The organism is Undibacterium sp. Di26W, from assembly GCF_049340265.1.
GTDB lineage: Bacteria > Pseudomonadota > Gammaproteobacteria > Burkholderiales > Burkholderiaceae_D > Undibacterium.
Genome location: NZ_JBMPOR010000036.1, coordinates 1 through 16,883 on the forward strand (window position 1 = coordinate 1; position 16,883 = coordinate 16,883).

The following is a 16,883-nucleotide window of genomic DNA, read 5'->3' on the forward strand; positions in this document are numbered from 1 at the left end:
ATATTGTGGGCTTTTACAACAACGTTCGCTTGCATTCTGCCCTGGGCAATCTGCCACCCAGTGTCTATGAGCAAAAAATGGCAGAAAAAGAACCTATCCCAGTGTCCGAAAATACTTGACCACTACAGTCAAGTAATAGAAGTCAAATCAAGCACCTCCCGCTCCCCAAATATCCGAAAACATTCCCAAGTCTCGGCGTCCCACAACCGTAATGTTTGACCTAAAGAAGTCGAAACCAGAAATTTGCCACTTTTACTAAACTTCACATCACCGATCAGTCTGCTATGGCCCATCAATTCAAAAAAGCTGTCTTCCTTAGATAAATCCCAGACCCGAATGGTCTTCTCACCTACCGATGCCGATACAACAAATCGGCCATCTTTACTAAAATCGACACTCTTGACTCGCCCGCTAAGCCCAGTTACCGAGCGGATGCATTCACCGGTGCTAGTATTCCAGATATTGAATTTGCTGTTAGCAGCACCTGCTACGAGTAGTTGGCCTTGCGGGAAAATTGCTAGATCAGTCAATGCGCTTTCGCCAATTTGACCTTGCGGATAAATTCCCAAGTCATCGAAGGGTTTTTCCCCATATTGCATGATCTGCAAACATTTACCACTGGCGATATTCCATTCGCGGACGGTACCATCTGCAGAGCAGCTAAAAAACACCTCAGATTTGGGTGTGTATGCAATTGCCGTTACAGGCTCGGTGTGTCCTTCAAAAACATGGACAGTCTCACCACTATCGATATGCCAAAGGTGCAATACATTTCCAGATCCAAAGATCAGGAATTGATCATCAGAACAAAATTGTAAGCAGCCATGGGCAAGGTCTTTATATATGCGTAAACATTCACCACTCAATGTATTCCACAAACGAAGTGTAGAATCACTGGATGCGGTTACGAGTAATTGACCATCGGTGCTAAGTTTCGCCGTATTTGCGGTAGTCAGACCATCGTCGTATACCCTAAGGCAATGACCGGTGGCTATATCCCATAATCGAATATCCTGGCCGCAGACAATAAGAAAGCGGTCGTCATGACTAATGTCAAAATAACCAGCACCACCCCCAGCAAAAACAATGCGCTTTGCTGCCAGAGCCCTGTTCTCTTCCGTATTGGTCAGTATTGAACCGAGATCAATCGCATGGTATGGAACAAAATGATGCTCTTGCGTTAAAGTATTTTCGACTGAATACCTACTCCCATAAAAACGGCCCTTGTATTGATCCCGTTGCGCACCATCTGTCACAAGGCCAGTCAACAATACATCACTACCATATGTGCGAAATTGAATTTCCTGATAGGGGAAAATGTGATTCAATATATCCTCTTTCGTCAGACGAATATCTGACTCAAGCAATGTAAATTGCGAATGCTTGACCCCACTTAGCACGGTAGTGCTAATTTTGATTATATTGAATTTTTCTAGCGCGTTGATGAACATTTCGCAGCGCCTGCGCCTTTGCTCAATTACTTCATCTGTATCGTATAGGGCAAATGTTTTAAATCCGCGCGCAGCGGCATCTACCAATTCTCCGCTATATGAAACGCAGTCCCTTAGCCTGTGATATGGAATCGATCTTTCAAGCCTATGCAATGTGACATCTCCATCACAAAGGGCAAGCAAGGCCAGTTCGACACTGTCCTCTGTTAATGCGTTTAGCACTTCTTGCGACGCCTCGAACTCATAAGATCGCTCAAAGGCCATTTTCTCGGCCCGTGCAATTTTCTCTTTTAATAATTGTATATTCATGGGGAAGTGTCACCCATTATGCACAAGCCCACGGCATCTATCGCAGCAACACGGATGCCCAGTTCAAGTTCACTCTTGATATATGTGCTATGGATCGTTATTGCCAACAGGTAAATAGCATGCTCCAGTAGATCCAGATGATCTGTTGGCAGCATATCGTCATTGATATGTTCTGGTGTTTTGAATACAAAAATATCACCACGCACAACTTTATATAAGTTGCGCGCCTTTATTTGTTCGTAGACTTTCTGTGATGCCAACGTCGTATCCATATTCTAAATATCAGAGTGCTTTCCTGATGAAAACCTCATGCCTGCACCAAAAATGAGGGCAAGTCAAATCTCCCCAGAGATAAAATCAGTTTTATCTCGCACCCCACGTACGCAATCCTAACAAGCAAGTCAATAAAACAACAATTAAAATAAATTATTAGTAAAAAACAAATTTTTATTCTATAGTTTATTTTATAAAAAATATAACTATTTGTAGTAAATCAGCGCTTTTTTTGATACTCAAGCTTCTAAAATTAATGTCGGCTGCCAGCCTCTGCACTCATTAAAAATGCGTGCGCAAGTATGGAGTGAGAATATGTTGCCACAGATAAAAGCCGCCTGTTGTGCCATCTTGATGGCCTCGCTTTTTCTATCTGGATGCGGCAGTAATTTGCTGTCATACACTTCAAATACCCCTGCACTAGTCCATTCCCCCATAAAACATGTCGGCATCATTGATCAACGATTGGAATTCCGACGGATTTTATGTCAGCTAATTGCAAGGGACCTTAGCGGTGACGATGGCACATGCACACAATGGTTAATTCAATTCTCAGACGAAGCGCAGATCGACGACTATCAAACATCGCCATTTGTCTTTTCGAGGCCAACAACAGATATCATGATTGTCAACGGCATTTTTGGAGAATGCATCCAGAATCATGTTTCAATTTTTTCAGATGCAACATCAAATTTAATCAATCGTGGGTACAAGGTGGATTATGTACCTATTAAAGGAAGGGCTAGCTCAAAACGCAATGCTGAAATAATTCATGAATTTATTGTTAGCAATTATGACGTGAATTCCCCTAGGAAAATAGTTATAGTTAGTTACTCAAAAGGAACTGCGGATACATTAACGGCGCTAGCAACTTATCCCGATTTACAAAACAAAATAGCAGCCATTTTAAGTATCGCGGGAGCGGTCAATGGAAGTCCAGTGGCAGACGGAATACAAGCACTCTATGACTCAGCAATTAACGCACTACCATTAAGTGAGTGCGAACGAACTGATAAAAAAGAAATCCTCAGCATTACGCGTAGCTTCAGGTTGAATTGGCTTGCAGAAAATTCCTTACCCAAAAATCTGCTCTATTTTTCTATCGTTACCGCCCCGCAGCCCGAACGCATATCCACTATTTTTCACCCTTTTTATAAAAAATTAGCTGCCATAGACCCTCGAAACGACGGGCAATTAATTTATTACGATCAGGTAATACCGAACAGTATTTTGCTTGGCTATGTCAATGCGGATCATTGGGCCGTAGCTATGCCTTTTGAGAAGCAAATGCCAAAGCTTAGTAAGCTGTTGATAGACAAAAATCATTACCCCAGATCTCAGCTATTAGAAGCGAGCATTGAAATTATTGAAAAAAATTTGATCAATCGCTCTAACTTTGTCCCATAAAAATTATACGAATTAATGTCGTAAAAATATTGACTGCCAAAGGGAGGCAAAAATGAGTATTCGTCTCGTTCAATTGTTAACTACTTTATCTATATTCGTGACGTGTAACGTGCATGCATTCGATTCCTGGGAGCACAAAAGAATGGGAGATCTGGCCTACCATGTAGCGATACACTTTTATTGCGATGAAAACACCGAAAAAAACGTTAGATGCAAGGAATGGCAGGACGAAAATAATCAAATTAAAAAATGTTTAACAGCCGGAATTACAACCATAACTTGTGAAATAGCCGTCAAAGCTCGTCTTAAAGCAGTATTTTGCAAATCAAATTCAATAGTTGACTGCGATACAATTATCGAAAAAAAAATGCGCCAGGAACAATGCAAGATTGAGAATGGCGAGAGCAAAGACTGTACAAAACCATCTTACAAAAGACTATTGGAAGAATTAAGTTATTGGTATTTCGATCCACTTGACATAGCCAACAAAGAAATAACCAAAGAAAATTCACTTGAAACAATCCCCAAAAATAGTGATAAGAAAATTGATGAAAGCAACCCCCTACTTAATTACACGACATATGGCGATGTTGTAATGTGCGTGGATTATTTCTTGACACCAGACAAGCTTTTGGCCGGAAGAGAAAATTATTTGATTGACGACACTGACCTTGAGGAAGAAGAAGTTAAAAAAACTGGCCGAGGAAATCCATACGTCAAACATGGACGACTTTATCCTGTTGTCAGGCGTGATCTTGATATTAATCGAATACGATGTAAGGATGATCCGTTCAACATAGAGGGAGCAAGGTCAGGGCATGTCAATCATTCACATTTTCAAGCTGAATTAATTGTTGCTCAAAGTTCCAATCATATGTTGGCATTAATGCTGCGTACGTCACAAAATAATTTATTTGGCGCACTGACTGCAAACGCTATTTCAGATCATTACTTGCATGATAGTTTTTCGCCTGGACATATCACTACTTGGAGGAGTCGCCTCACCGATCTCGCCGCAAATTCTTTCCACGATCATACTAATCGGCAAGGTTTAGATATCACGGTAAATACGAAAACCATTAACGACATGTCAAAGTTTGAAAGGAATTCTTCCGACTTGTTAAGTTTTATCGAAAAACTTTTGTGCTCAGACAATGCGGTAAATGACTATCTTTTAAATGCGGGTGAGGTCGGACTTACGTCGGACCATTGCGGCAAACAATGTATGCTAACTCCAGAGCAAAGGACAATTCAGGAAACGGAATTAAAAGATTTCATCCGGCAATTAAAAAATCCCCACCCCGAAGAAGTAAATCCTAAAGTTACTTTAAAAGGTGACAATAGCTTGTGGAAGAGTTCGCAAGTTAAGCAAAGACTTCTCATGCTGATAAGTCAAACACGCTCTATTCTTGATGTTCTAGAAAGTAAGCCCCAAAAAGAAGAAGAAAACCCGCTCACTATCGTTGATTCATTCCAAGATAATTCGTGGTCGTGGGCTTACGTAAAGCAATCAGAGTTTGAAAAAAACACATCAACGTTTCTTACAACCCGCCCATCTCAAATTAAAGCCAGCATTGGACCTATTACTTATGACATTGCAAATAGCGATAACAATGTCGGCGAAAAAGAAAAGGAAAAAATCTCCTATCGAGCAATGGATAGAGTAATTGGAGTCAGTTTAGGAATCGACAATATGACATTTGGTGATCGACAAAATAGAAGCTTGTTATCTGTAGAAACTGTTTTATTTGGTAAAGCGTCTTCACGACGCTACTCCGATAATTGGGGAGTATTGGCGGGATATCAACAACAATTTAGTCCCGTGATGAACGGTGCAGCACTTACCTCCAGATATGTTTATGTAAAACCAGAAATTGAAATGATGTACAGCGCACAATTGCGCGCCATGCAAATTAATCGGCCAAATGATAGTCGAGTGTGGAAACTATCGATTGGCGCTCGTGTAGACATTGGTTTTACGAGTTTTCTTACTACATATATCCAGATGACAAGAGATTATGCGGCACAAACTGACGGCCGCATAGGCAATGGAATATCAATCGGTGCTGGCATACAACTAGCATCACCTGCATGTCGAATTTTTGGCATTAGTAATTTATTGAACTGCAATTGAAAAACTGGGCTTTAAATCCTCAATGGAGAGCCTGTATGAACCGCCATCAACAGTTGCCTTTGGAAACCACATATAAAGTTATGGAATTAATTACCGAGGGAATCTCAATTCACACCCCATACAACGCCCCCATCTTCCCCACCACATCCATCATCCTGCTACGCAATTCCGGTGGTTCCAGCACTTCTGCATCTTCACCGAAGCGCAGTATTTCTGCGCTGGCTTGCCACAGTGTTCCTACCGGGATGGTGGCGGTGGTCCAGCCGCGTTCGTCTACTTCTTTGGACAGGTGCATTTCAGCATAGACATACGGCGGCAAAAAGTGTCCGCACATTTTGACGCCCAGGGGTGACAGGCGAATGGTGGCCTGGCTGTTGTAGGTGTCCTGCTCCACCCTGCGGGTGGAGGCGCGCCAGTAGTGAGTGAGGTCGAAGCTGGTGGGGCGTTCAAAATACTGGTCGAGCAGATCAAAGTCCAGTATGCGTGAGATGCGGTAGGTGCGGGGTTTGTCGTCCACCTGCCCTACCAGGTACCAGGCACCGCCTTTCATGACCATACCCAGGGGTTGGACGGTTCTTTCCTTGATGCCTTTCCAACTTTCATAACGGATATGGATCAGGCGTTGTGTCCATACGGCATCGGCCACTTGCGGCAGGTGATGCGGCTGTTCTGTCAGCGAAAACCAGGCGGGCGCATCCAGGTGAAAGCGCGAACGCATTTGCAGGGCACCATCGCGCAAGGCCACTGGCATAGCAGACAGCAGCTTGTTTTGCGCCGCCACCATGACCGACCCCAAACCCAAGTCAGTGGCAGCACCCGCCAGGCCGCTCATGAACAGGGCTTCTGCTTCTTTGGCGGACAAGCCGTTCAATTGCGTGCGATAGCCGTCCAGCAGGCGATAGCCGCCAGCCGAACCGCGTTCGCTATAGACCGGGATGCCTGCCTCGCTCATGGAATCAATGTCACGATAAATAGTGCGCAAGGTGACACCGCACTCGTCCGCCAGTTCAGGCGCAGTGGCAAAACCCCGCGCTTGCAGGATGGTGAGGATGGAAATCAGTCGGCTGGCGCGCATGTGAGGGTAATATGAGGGGCGGGAAAATAAATAATTTTTTAAATAATTTTTAAATAATAATCCATCCTGACAAAAGATGACAGGTATGAAGCCGTATTCTGCTCACATCGGCCAAGCAATGACGCTTTCAAGCCGCCAACCCTGACACAGAAAGGCAAGATCATGAGCAACAATGACAACATCACCCTGTTCTATTCCCCACAAACCCGCGCTACCGGCGTGCTGACCTTACTGGAAGAACTGAGTGCGCCTTATCAATTGCATGTCTTGAACATGAAGGCAGGCGAACAAAGGCAAGGCCCGTATCTGGCCATTAACCCCATGGGCAAGGTACCAGCCTTGCTGCATCGTGGTGAGCTGATCACGGAACAGATTGCCGTCTTCCTGTACCTGGCAGAGTTGTTCCCTGAAGCAGGCCTTAGCCCTGCCCCAGGTAGCCACTTGCGTGGCTCTTACCTGCGCTGGATGGCGTTTTATGCCGCCTGTTATGAACCGGCGCTGGTGGACAAGTCTCAGCAACACCCACCGGCAGCACCATCGATGTGTCCTTACGGTGATTTTGAGACGATGATCAATACCGTCACCGCCCAACTGGCAAAAGGGCCTTACCTGCTGGGTGAACAACTGTCAGCAGCAGATATCCTGTGGGGCAATGCCTTGAACTGGGGGACCATGTTCAAGCTGGTGCCTGAAACCCCGATCATCATGGACTATATACAGCGCATCACCAGCCGCCCTTCGTTCATCAAAGTCAGCGCCATGGATGCCGCCTGGGCCGCTGAGCATGAACGGGTTGTGAATGAGGGGAAAGCGGGCAAAGCAGCGTAAGCAACTTGTATGAATTCAATTTTAAAAAAAATTGGCTAATTCAAACAGGTGAAAATCAACGCCGGCGCAGATTACCTTTTTAGGTGCCCACGTAAAAACCTTGGAACCGCAGAACTGCGTCGGCGTTACGTGTACTGCCGCACGGACAGGCCGCGAGCAACACAGTAGATTCTCCGCATCATTTAAGGAGAACATCATGCTCTTAAAGCCAAGACACGTCGGTGTTCTGATCGGCAGCCTTCGCCACGGTTCACTCAGTCGCAAGCTGGCCAAGGCGCTCATCGCACGTGCGCCCGCTACGCTCGACTGTCACATCATTGAGATCGGTGATCTGCCGCTCTACAACCAGGACCTTGATTCTTCACCTCCGCCAGCGTGGGTGTCGTTTCGAACTGAGCTTGAGGCTTGCGACGCACTGCTCTTCGTCACCCCGGAGTACAACCGTCCGATGCCCGGTTGCCTGAAAAATGCAACCGACGTCGGATCACGGCCAGAAGGTACTAGCCTCTTTGATGGCTTGCCTGCTGCAGTCGTAAGCGTGAGCCCCTATTCTCTGGGTGGCTTCGGCGCGAACCACGCGTTGCGCCAAAGCTTCGTCTACCTCAACCTCGCCGTCATGCAACAGCCCGAGGCTTACATCGGCAATGTGAGCGACGTGATGAATGCCCACGGAGCGATCACCAAGAAGGAAACCGACGACTTTCTGAAAACTTTCATGCAGGCTTTCGAGCGCTGGACATCCACAGCGCAAACCGCCGCTGAAGACTTTGATACTTTCCTCGCTCGCCGCGAACAAATCTCCAGCGAGTACATCCAGGGCAAGGCCGCACCACTCATAGCCATTTCGACTGCTTCTGATCCGGCAACGTTTTTCCCGCCAAACGGCAACCCTGTGGTTGGAGCAGAAAAGGTCAACGCCGCCAACACAATGAGTGCGAAGATTTTCGGAAAGGGCAGTGTTGGCAGGTTCGAGGTGTTCCAGTCGGGATCGAGCGGTGGGCTTGGCTTTTGGACAGGCATCCAGCATGCGGACATGGTGATGGAGGGCAAAGAGGAGCGCTTGACGATGCAATTGCGCACCACGGAGGTCTTCCGGATCGAGCAAGGCGAATGGAAATTGGTGCACCGGCACGCCGACATGGGAAATGTCAAATGATGCTTTGGATCAGCGCGGTCACGTGCTCACCGACCAGGCATCTGACTACCCGCGCGGCGCATTCGTCGACGACATTGCCGCATTGTCAGATTATTAGATCATCAAGGCGCACGCGAACCCGCGGTCACTGAACCGGGACGTCAGGCGTCACAGTCCCATTTGCCAAGGAGTGCGCTCCATGAAAAAGTTGACAGTTCATCTCTTCGTCTTTGACACCATGTCAGACTGGGAATACGGCCACCTCATCGCCGGACTCAATAACCCCCAGTTTCAAAAGACTCCAGGACGGTTTAAGGTAAAAACCGTTTCTCTCAACGAAAAGCCCATTCAGACCATGGGTGGCTTGCGTGTCACACCGGACCTTACGCTCGACAAGATCAAGCCCGGTAGCAGTGGCATGCTGGTACTGCCTGGCGGAACGGCATGGGACAAAAAGAAAAACATAGAAGCAGCTCAACTGGCCGCTGACTTTCTCGCAAAGGGAACGCCGGTAGCCGCGATCTGCGGGGCCACGGCGGGGTTGGCAAGAACCGGTCTTTTGGACGATGTGCCACACACAAGCAATTCGAAGGAGTACATCGTTGCAACCGGGTACAAGGGCGCCGCCTTCTTTCGCAACAAGCCTGCGGTGAAGTCAGGGAATCTGATTACGGCGTCAGCCATGAGTCCTCTGGAATTCGCAAGAGAAGTGTTTTCTGCGCTAGACGCCTACTCCGAAGCAACTCTCGCTGCCTGGTACAGCCTGTACAAGACCGGGAACGCCAAGTATTTTGAGGCGCTCATGAAGCCGGTTTAGGTGTCACCCTCTTCAGGAGCAGCCGCCTCATCATCCGGCAAGGATCCTATGCCTCCATAATCTATTTCAGGTGCATTCTTTTCTCTCTCTTCTGCGGCCTTTTTCAGTTCAGCTTTTCTCTTTTCCACTAACGCTGCCTCCATCTGACCCGCAGCTTTTTTGCCGGGATCAACAGCAGCATCAGGCATGTTCAGCATTTTGCTGAAGGCGACATGCAATTCATCCCTTATATTCTTTGCGTAGCCATCGTGGTCTGCCTTTAGTACCGCGCCATTGGCATTTCGCCCCTGCGGCAACTCCTTACGGATTTGGTTTACAGCAGGGTCAGGCACCTCCCACACATTACCTGCGCCTTTTTCACCTACGAATTTGTGCGTTGTTTGGTTGCGTTTCGCTTCCTCAGCTGCACCGCCGCCCTGGACCCCTTTGGCTGTAACTACATGACCGCCCAAGGACACCTTTGCATCCGCCAGTTTCAAGTCGTACGCATGTGCATGACGCTCATCTTTTGCTTCCAAGCTCAGGTCCCTTGCATAAAATTCGCCCCCATCCCACTGTTTTAACTTCGTTTCATTTTCCGCAACATACCCCAACAACGGCAAACTAACTTTTGTACCATCCGTCACCGCCTGTATAACCTTACCTCCCCCAGTCTGCGGCATCAATTTCCCCTGCACGGTACTTACACCCTGACCGTCACGCGCCGGCATTCCAGCCTTCATCTGAAAAGTCGGCCTAAAGCTGCCCTGTTTTTGTTGCATTACCTGCAAAGCCGCATCATCTGCCATGCGCTGTGTCGCCTGCATGAGCTGTGCCTGGGAACTGTTCTTCATCATGGCTTGCAGTGCGCTAGCTTGTGCTGCTTGCGGGCTGTTGTTCATCAGGGTCTGTAATTGCCGCTGCGCGACTGCTGCCGGGCGATTGTCTGCAAATGCCGTCTTGGTCTCTGTGCTGAGTTGTGCCGGTTGCGCACCTTGCAATTCAGCCTTGATTGCTTGCTGTACTGTTTGTGCTTCAGCCGGTGCCGGTAGTTGGGTTTTCATTGGCGTCAACCTCTGTATAGGTTAGGGTCACTCAGCACATTTCGTTTTTTATAGTGGTCAGCATGACACGCGCCGGTTCATAGTGCGGGTCAAGTTGCAAGGCGTCGTTAACATACTGCAATGCCTGCGGCAACTGACGCAGGTTGTAGTGGCACATGCCCAGGTTATACAGCGTGGGGCAGGCATTGCCATACAGACGGCAAGACCGTTCCAGATACACGATGGCCTCTGGATAATGTTCAATTTCATACAGCAAGCTGCCCAGCGCAAAGGCCAGGTCACGTACCTCGCCCAGCGGATAATAGTGCTGCCATACCTGTGCGGCCATGTTGGCGACTTCCCGCTTGAGCGGGCCTTCCAGCGTTGTTGCATGTTGCATCAGGGCGACATAGCATCCCCAGAAATTGGTGGCATCCCAGCCGCTCATGCGCAGGTAGGCCAGTATTTGTTCCAGTTCCAGGCTGTCGGCATGCGCCTGGATAAAGCGTTTTAAACTAAAGAAATCGTCGGGGCCGATATCGCTGATGTGTTCGGTAAACGCCTGCTGTGTTTCTACAAACCGGGGGGAGCCCAGCGGGATTGAATCAGGCGATGCGTCAGCAAACACGGCAGCGCAAATATACAAATCCTGATGGCGCTGCGGAGTGGACATCCATAAGCCATCGTGCAGACCAACGTAATGCGCTATGGCGTGGTAGTTGACCGACAGTGAAATACTGCCATGGCTCACCAGGCCAGGTGTGCCACGGAAGCGCAGATCATCTTCACGGCCATAACCTTTATCAGCAGAAATCAGTAGCAAGCGGTTATTGCAGATATGGCGTAAATGCGCGAGATAACGCAGCGACTGCACTGGCAACAGCACATGGCTGTCTGCCAGGTGTTGCTGGTAATGGGCCAGTATCTGATTGAATGCTGGCTCTGGATAATAGTCACCAGACACCGGCACATCGCGCCACTGCGCCTGCACGCGCTGCAACAGGCTGACATCGTTCAGGTCGGCTTCTGCTTGCTGGCTGTGCAGGCTCACCAGGCTTTCATGCAAGATGCCATCGTTGATGTAAAACGCATCTTGCTCGATGCTGTCAAACACGTAGTTGGCAATGACCACCAGCGGGTTGTTAAGCTGTGCCTGTGATAGCGTCACTTTGGAATTTTGCAAGCTGATATCGTCGGTCTTGCTCATATCGACCAGGGCAAAATCGAGTACGCCTTGCTTTATATATGTTTGCAAAAGCGGGTGCTGCCGCCAGAACGCAAGATTCTTTTCACAAAAATCGCTCATCACATAACACACAGGAATATGGCTGAGGGCCGATTGCTGCCATACCGTAAAAAACTTTTTGATGAAATGGTAAGAGAAGCGCCCGGAGCCAGCGCCCAGTTCCAGCACGTATATAGGCTGGGCGGGGTCCAGTGGTGACTGTGCATCACGCAGCAAATCGCGCACATAGGCAAACACCAGCCTGGCATAGGCCTGGGCAATAAAGGTATTGCTGGTGATGTAATGCGGCACAATGCTGTGGCGCCATGCGTCTATGCTTTGCTCGCTAAAAAAGCGGCGTTGCAAACGCCACAGCAAAGACGCAGACAGGCGCTGGTTTTGTTCCACCACAAAGCCAGTTGCCGGGGCTTCTTGTACGGTGCTTTCTTGCTCTGTGGTTTCCATACTATGGCCGGCTGGTGGGTATTGGGTAAGGAGTAAAAAGGGAGTTGGCCTGATGCAGCAACCCGCATTGATTAAAGCATGTAGTCCCCTAAATTATCACAATTACCATCATTCGTCACGAATGACTGCTTGCCATGCCAACGCAGGCCAGGTTTGAGGATCTGGAGATTCCCGAGCTTTTTGCACTGCCCCGCTTAGTATCAAGGACGAGCCAGCGAATACTTTCTGTACTCAAACCAATCGTATAAAGCATGATTGTTGCTCTCCGCTCCATTGCTTGTCGCATATACACCAATACCCACGCCGTTGAATTTATTGTTTTTATTTTCTGAAATGATGGCCAGGCTTTCAGTTCCGCCGATAGGTATCAGGGTGTCGGCGGATTCGCCGATACTAAAATTTACATCCAGCCCCATGCCCGTGACGGAAAAATACACATCCGGTTTGCTATAGGGAAGCGTCGCAATGATTTCTTTTTTCCCGTCGTGTTTTTTTGCGAGAACAATAGTTGAGCTTGTTTTCATTAAAGTGAAATAGTTATCGCCTGTACGGTGAATGATGATTCCAGCTTCTTCGTTGGCTTTTGCGGCAGAGAACGATAGCTTGCTCGCTGCAAAAAAATGATGATGTTCGATTCTTCGTATTATCATTGATGTATTTACGACCCCATCAACTGTCTGTGGCCCTAATTCCACTGTAAGCTTTCCTCCGCTCACTTGATGGAACTTCCTGTTTGGCACTCGCACAAAATGCCACTCCGGCGCCAGGCTGCCCGTGTCAAATTCATCTCGCGCTGGCACAGTTTTAACAGGAGTCCAAGGGAGGTTCGGCCTGTCTTGCTCAAGCAATACCTGGCCATGCCCGGGACAAAATACCGGTGTTCCGTCTACAAACTTCACTTCGCATAAAAAAGTCTCGCGAGCCAAGGGAAATTCACCATCGACTACGCGCTTCCCAAGGGCAACAGCCCACCACTCGCCATGTTGGGTCTGTACCAAGTCTGCATGTCCGACTCCCTGTATGGGGTGCTTGCTGCCAAAGCGCTGATGAGACAATACCGGATTTGTTTTTTCTGCGACGTATTCGCCCCATACCGACTTGCTGTGGTAAGCGGCAATCTCATGTTTTTCTCCGCCCTGCGCTGTGATAAGCAAGTATTGGCTACCAATTTTATAAACATGTGGCCCCTCCATGTAACCCGACTCGGGACCGTAACCGTAAGTCAGTACTCTTCGTTCGCCAACTAATTTCTTTTGGCTCAGATCCAATTCTTGCATCCAAATCGCAGTCTGGGCTGGCCAGGATTTTTTAAAATCCTTTGGAAAATTCCAGGTGTTTGCCGTGAAGTAGCACTTCCCATCGTCGTCCCACATCAATGACGAATCAATGCCAGGTGCGTCGTTGAGCCATACGGGATCGGACCAAGGTCCGCGGGGGTCTTTGGCCGTAACGTAGAACTGACCGCCGCAATCATGCGCTGTCGATACTAAATAGAATAGTCCGTCATGATGACGAATCGTTACCGCCCAAATTCCATCTTTGTCCTTGATGCCGTCGAAATTAATCAAGCCGGCTCTATCAAGGCCATGGCCGATCAACTGCCAGTTGACCAAATCTCTGCTGTGGTACACCGGCATGCCGGGAAACCAGATAAAAGAAGAAGTCGATAAATAATAGTCTTCACCCACCCGGCAGATTGAAGGATCGGGGTTAAACCCAGGAAGAATTGGATTTTGGAATTTCCTATTGATATGACTGTCCTGATCGTTGGAATTGGGTGGCCTGTTGTCCTTGGCAGGCGTCGGGGACGACCAAACGCCGAGCAACGCTGCCGAGCCGAGGACACAAAACGATCTACGTGAATGGACAGTCAAAATACATCTCCTCTAAGATTAATGATGCAGCCATAGCTGGGCGATACTGACGCTGCCTGTACAGTGGATGTCAGATAAAAAATGCTGCGGCCAAACTGCTGACATTAGTGTAGTGTTGCACGCAGATTGCCGCTTATAAAAGCGCGAATTTTTCGTTGAGACAAGGAAAAAAACCGCAGCAATACCGAGGTATTGCGAGGATTTTTGACGCAGTATCGGCGGAAAAGGCGCATTTTATAAGTGGCAAGAAGAGTGCAGCACTACACTAGCACGTGACCATATGAAAAGTTAGATGCGTTGAATTATTCATGATCTCGTTGCTCATTCCATTGATAGAGTGCGTTTAAAAGTGAATGCAAAAGTGTACGTGGGAAGTCTGTCAAATAGCAATGGCAATCGACAGGTTACAAAAAAACGACCGGTTTCCGGGTCGTTTCTTAATGCAGTGTTAGCCGCTGCAGATTATCGTTGGTAGCAAGACTGGATCGTTTGGCTCAATCAAGATGGCCACGAATTGTATTTCTTTCTCACCCCTACGGTATCAGGCTATCGGCGCAGATCGTAAACAGGTTTCTACAACGCCTGCGCATACCTGGCCAGCGAACGGTTGTAACGTGGCAAATAGGTCGATAAGGCTGTCAAACTGATGGCAAGCGCCTCACGTTCCCGTCCCAGATCGGCCAGTGCCAGCGCAAGAAAAGCACGCACGGCACCGTCCAGCTCATCGCTTCCGGCCTGCATTTCTGCCGTCAGCAAGTCAGCCGCAATTTGAGGATCACCCAGATAGCGAATGGAACTGGCCATTTGTATATTGGCCCGCCGACGTCGCAAACCCGTCAGCCCAACTTCCAGCGCCGCCTTGTATAAGGGAACGGCAAGCGCCGGAAAACCGCAAGAGTCACGCGCAGCACCACGTTCAAAAAGGCCAATCGCAGCATCGTGCGGCAGCTCTGCCGCCATGGCATCCATGCTGCTAATGAAGGCCTGTGCTTCCATTGTATCCAGCGTTACCCACAAGGCAGCCAGTCGCGCTTCCCAGCTATCGTCAGACGTAGTCATCATTTGTTCCATCGTTAAGTATTCGCCACTGCTTGTTTGCCACCATCTATCGCCATCCGTCACCAGTTGACGGTTCTGCCTATTGGCTTGCAGCAGCACTGTCAGGGAATCACCCCCGCAAGTAATTCGTTTCAAGCGTATTTCAGTCCGACAATTTCTCAGTCCAGCAATTTCACAGAATACCCCTCTTTCCTGAACACCTCCAGCAATCCGTCACATCGCTCAGGATTGGTTTTTGATTGAAAGAGGTGGCTCAGGCCCAGTGCATAAAATTGCACACCTTCGCCCAGGTTCTGTTTTATTTTCTGTATCCAGTTCTTGTTACGGCCACAGATAATTTCGCGATCAGATTCTTTGGATTCACCTTAGTGGCTTGCAACTGTCGTGAAAATAGACTCTGAATCAAGATTGGTTTGAAGCTGTAATCTGTTCGCTTAGAAATGGCTTCAGCTTGCCCTGCGATCGCCAAACAACATGGTGACATTGATACGCCGATTTTCATATCCTGGCTTGAACCTAAAATTATCCGTTTTGTGGAACAAGTCAGAATTGAATAACGCCGCCCGATTTTGCCGGTGTGGCACAACGAAGGTTTTTGCACCAGTCTCTTGCAAAAAAGCTGCGATCTTTTCGGTATTATTGTTGTAGTCGTCAAATTCCCAGTTGAGTGGTGCTTCCTTGTCCCAAATGACAAGGCCGCCGCTGTCCGGGTCCAAATTGGCATCATCGGGGGCAAGCCAGAAGTTCACGTTGATTGCAGCAAAATCCGCATGTATTGAAATTCCAGTTCGTTCCGAGTCGTATTTGTATCCCCACATTCCATGAATCCGGTGGTCGCCAAAAATTCTTGGCATTGCCGCCTTTTGCTCTTCTGCAATCTGTAGAAGCAAAGGACACACGAATCCGTCTTCAATGGTGCAGCCGACATACTCTCCAAAATATTGGTAATCGAACCAAAACGTCGACTCCAAACAGAATCGTCGCAGGCTGGTCAAGGCTTCCGGTTTGAGAAAGTTGTCGATATATGTCATTCCAGGCGCGTTTGCGAAATAGGCGTCTTCAACTGCTGCCCAATCTATGTCGGAATTGAGCGCGCCACCAGCCAATGCAGGTGCATCCCGATAATTTAGAAAGCGATTAAACCATTTCGCGCATTTGGCAGATAAAGAAGGCGGTAATTCCATCACGACCTTGGCAGAATGTTGCTTCATATATTGCAATATTTCTTCTAAGGCTGCCTTGGCATCAAGAATATTGCTATCAATCTTGCCCTGACTGATCAAATACGTGAGCTGTTCAATATCATGCAGCAGCTTGGATTGCGAAATTCCTTTGTCCTGAGGATCTGCTTGTGGGTCGTTCGCCTGTACTTTGCGACGCATTACCATCGCATCGTAGAACGGAGAAAGTGCGGCGTCGAGTTGTCCTGTCAGCTTATATAAGTTACCGACGTTGTAGGCTGCTTGCCAATAATCAGGATTCAAAGTTCTTGCTGATTGATAGGCCTGCATGGCTTCGCTTGTACGCCCCATTAGTTGCAAAGCGAAACCTAGGGAATTGTACGCTTTGAAGGATCGTTCATCCTTCTGAAGGATAAGTCGACACAATTTTTCGGCTGCATCATATTGGGCCGATGCCAATAAATCCTGTACCTGAGTCTGAAGCTGAGCGGTTGTCTCCGTCGACTCATTCGCTCGTGCTCGCCTTCCGAACAGCGTTTGCATTGTACTTAATAGTTTCATAGTTTTAGACAAGTAGAAAGGCAGGCTTAATTTGAATGCCACAAAATGGAAATCATTGAATTATGAC

At 48.0% G+C, this 16,883-nt stretch carries 13 protein-coding genes and 1 pseudogene; 5 read left to right on the forward strand and 9 right to left on the reverse strand.

Annotated elements, in window-relative coordinates; translation table 11 throughout:
* Positions 1 to 128 precede the first annotated feature (128 nt).
* The gene (locus ACO0LM_RS27145; RefSeq protein ID WP_423041823.1) at positions 129 to 1,760 is read right to left on the reverse strand and encodes a WD40 repeat domain-containing protein; all 1,632 of its coding nucleotides are present in this window, start codon (positions 1,758 to 1,760) and stop codon (positions 129 to 131) included.
* Complete coding sequence (locus ACO0LM_RS27150) at positions 1,757 to 2,032, reverse strand: hypothetical protein (RefSeq protein ID WP_423041825.1); 276 nt, start codon at positions 2,030 to 2,032, stop codon at positions 1,757 to 1,759. The genes ACO0LM_RS27145 and ACO0LM_RS27150 overlap by 4 nt, the downstream gene beginning before the upstream one ends.
* 316 nt (positions 2,033 to 2,348) lie before the next feature.
* Between ACO0LM_RS27150 and ACO0LM_RS27155 the strand changes: the two genes are divergently transcribed.
* Together ACO0LM_RS27155 and ACO0LM_RS27160 are read left to right on the forward strand one after the other, a co-directional pair.
* Positions 2,349 to 3,440: a hypothetical protein gene (locus ACO0LM_RS27155; RefSeq protein ID WP_423041827.1), complete on the forward strand. Its 1,092-nt coding sequence runs from the start codon at positions 2,349 to 2,351 to the stop codon at positions 3,438 to 3,440.
* Between the two features lie 52 nt (positions 3,441 to 3,492).
* The gene (locus tag ACO0LM_RS27160) at positions 3,493 to 5,574 is read left to right on the forward strand and encodes a hypothetical protein (protein WP_423041829.1); all 2,082 of its coding nucleotides are present in this window, start codon (positions 3,493 to 3,495) and stop codon (positions 5,572 to 5,574) included.
* A 109-nt stretch (positions 5,575 to 5,683) separates the two neighbouring features.
* Here ACO0LM_RS27160 and ACO0LM_RS27165 read toward each other — a convergent pair whose 3' ends face one another.
* Complete coding sequence (locus ACO0LM_RS27165; protein ID WP_423041831.1) at positions 5,684 to 6,649, reverse strand: helix-turn-helix transcriptional regulator; 966 nt, start codon at positions 6,647 to 6,649, stop codon at positions 5,684 to 5,686.
* 162 nt (positions 6,650 to 6,811) lie between these two features.
* On the opposite strand from ACO0LM_RS27165, the gene ACO0LM_RS27170 reads away from it, so the two are divergent.
* The 3 genes from ACO0LM_RS27170 (at position 6,812) to ACO0LM_RS27180 (ending at position 9,429) form a co-directional block, all read left to right on the forward strand.
* Positions 6,812 to 7,477 carry a glutathione S-transferase family protein gene (locus ACO0LM_RS27170; RefSeq protein WP_423041833.1) on the forward strand — a complete coding sequence of 222 codons (666 nt, stop codon included), beginning with the start codon at positions 6,812 to 6,814 and terminating at the stop codon, positions 7,475 to 7,477.
* 196 nt (positions 7,478 to 7,673) lie between these two features.
* Positions 7,674 to 8,633 (forward strand): NAD(P)H-dependent oxidoreductase, encoded by a 960-nt coding sequence (locus ACO0LM_RS27175; RefSeq protein ID WP_423041835.1) that lies wholly within the window; start codon positions 7,674 to 7,676, stop codon positions 8,631 to 8,633.
* Positions 8,634 to 8,811: 178 nt separating this feature from the next.
* Positions 8,812 to 9,429: a type 1 glutamine amidotransferase family protein gene (locus ACO0LM_RS27180; RefSeq protein WP_423041837.1), complete on the forward strand. Its 618-nt coding sequence runs from the start codon at positions 8,812 to 8,814 to the stop codon at positions 9,427 to 9,429.
* Here ACO0LM_RS27180 and ACO0LM_RS27185 read toward each other — a convergent pair.
* From ACO0LM_RS27185 to ACO0LM_RS27210, 6 genes and pseudogenes are all read right to left on the reverse strand, one after another.
* Positions 9,426 to 10,310 (reverse strand): hypothetical protein, encoded by an 885-nt coding sequence (locus tag ACO0LM_RS27185; RefSeq protein ID WP_423041839.1) that lies wholly within the window; start codon positions 10,308 to 10,310, stop codon positions 9,426 to 9,428. The two genes, ACO0LM_RS27180 and ACO0LM_RS27185, sit on opposite strands and share 4 nt — an antisense overlap.
* Positions 10,311 to 10,503: 193 nt before the next feature.
* On the reverse strand, positions 10,504 to 12,141 hold the full coding sequence (locus ACO0LM_RS27190; RefSeq protein ID WP_423041841.1) for a tetratricopeptide repeat protein: 1,638 nt from the start codon (positions 12,139 to 12,141) through the stop codon (positions 10,504 to 10,506).
* A 200-nt stretch (positions 12,142 to 12,341) separates the two neighbouring features.
* A complete protein-coding gene (locus tag ACO0LM_RS27195; protein ID WP_423041843.1) occupies positions 12,342 to 14,015 on the reverse strand; it encodes a glycoside hydrolase family 43 protein in 1,674 nt (557 codons plus the stop codon).
* Positions 14,016 to 14,588: 573 nt separating this feature from the next.
* Positions 14,589 to 15,209 carry a tetratricopeptide repeat protein gene (locus tag ACO0LM_RS27200; protein ID WP_423041844.1) on the reverse strand — a complete coding sequence of 207 codons (621 nt, stop codon included), beginning with the start codon at positions 15,207 to 15,209 and terminating at the stop codon, positions 14,589 to 14,591.
* Positions 15,210 to 15,232: 23 nt separating this feature from the next.
* A pseudogene (locus tag ACO0LM_RS27205) lies at positions 15,233 to 15,421 on the reverse strand (hypothetical protein); the annotation flags it as partial.
* A 99-nt stretch (positions 15,422 to 15,520) separates the two neighbouring features.
* Positions 15,521 to 16,858 carry a hypothetical protein gene (locus ACO0LM_RS27210; protein ID WP_423041846.1) on the reverse strand — a complete coding sequence of 446 codons (1,338 nt, stop codon included), beginning with the start codon at positions 16,856 to 16,858 and terminating at the stop codon, positions 15,521 to 15,523.
* Positions 16,859 to 16,883 lie beyond the last annotated feature (25 nt).

Coding starts and splice junctions, on each gene's coding strand:
- ACO0LM_RS27145 (WP_423041823.1), bottom strand. CDS start 1,760: ATGAATATACAATTATTAAAAGAGAAAATTGCACGGGCCGAGAAAATG.
- ACO0LM_RS27150 (WP_423041825.1), bottom strand. CDS start 2,032: ATGGATACGACGTTGGCATCACAGAAAGTCTACGAACAAATAAAGGCG.
- ACO0LM_RS27155 (WP_423041827.1), top strand. CDS start 2,349: ATGTTGCCACAGATAAAAGCCGCCTGTTGTGCCATCTTGATGGCCTCG.
- ACO0LM_RS27160 (WP_423041829.1), top strand. CDS start 3,493: ATGAGTATTCGTCTCGTTCAATTGTTAACTACTTTATCTATATTCGTG.
- ACO0LM_RS27165 (WP_423041831.1), bottom strand. CDS start 6,649: ATGCGCGCCAGCCGACTGATTTCCATCCTCACCATCCTGCAAGCGCGG.
- ACO0LM_RS27170 (WP_423041833.1), top strand. CDS start 6,812: ATGAGCAACAATGACAACATCACCCTGTTCTATTCCCCACAAACCCGC.
- ACO0LM_RS27175 (WP_423041835.1), top strand. CDS start 7,674: ATGCTCTTAAAGCCAAGACACGTCGGTGTTCTGATCGGCAGCCTTCGC.
- ACO0LM_RS27180 (WP_423041837.1), top strand. CDS start 8,812: ATGAAAAAGTTGACAGTTCATCTCTTCGTCTTTGACACCATGTCAGAC.
- ACO0LM_RS27185 (WP_423041839.1), bottom strand. CDS start 10,310: ATGAACAACAGCCCGCAAGCAGCACAAGCTAGCGCACTGCAAGCCATG.
- ACO0LM_RS27190 (WP_423041841.1), bottom strand. CDS start 12,141: ATGGAAACCACAGAGCAAGAAAGCACCGTACAAGAAGCCCCGGCAACT.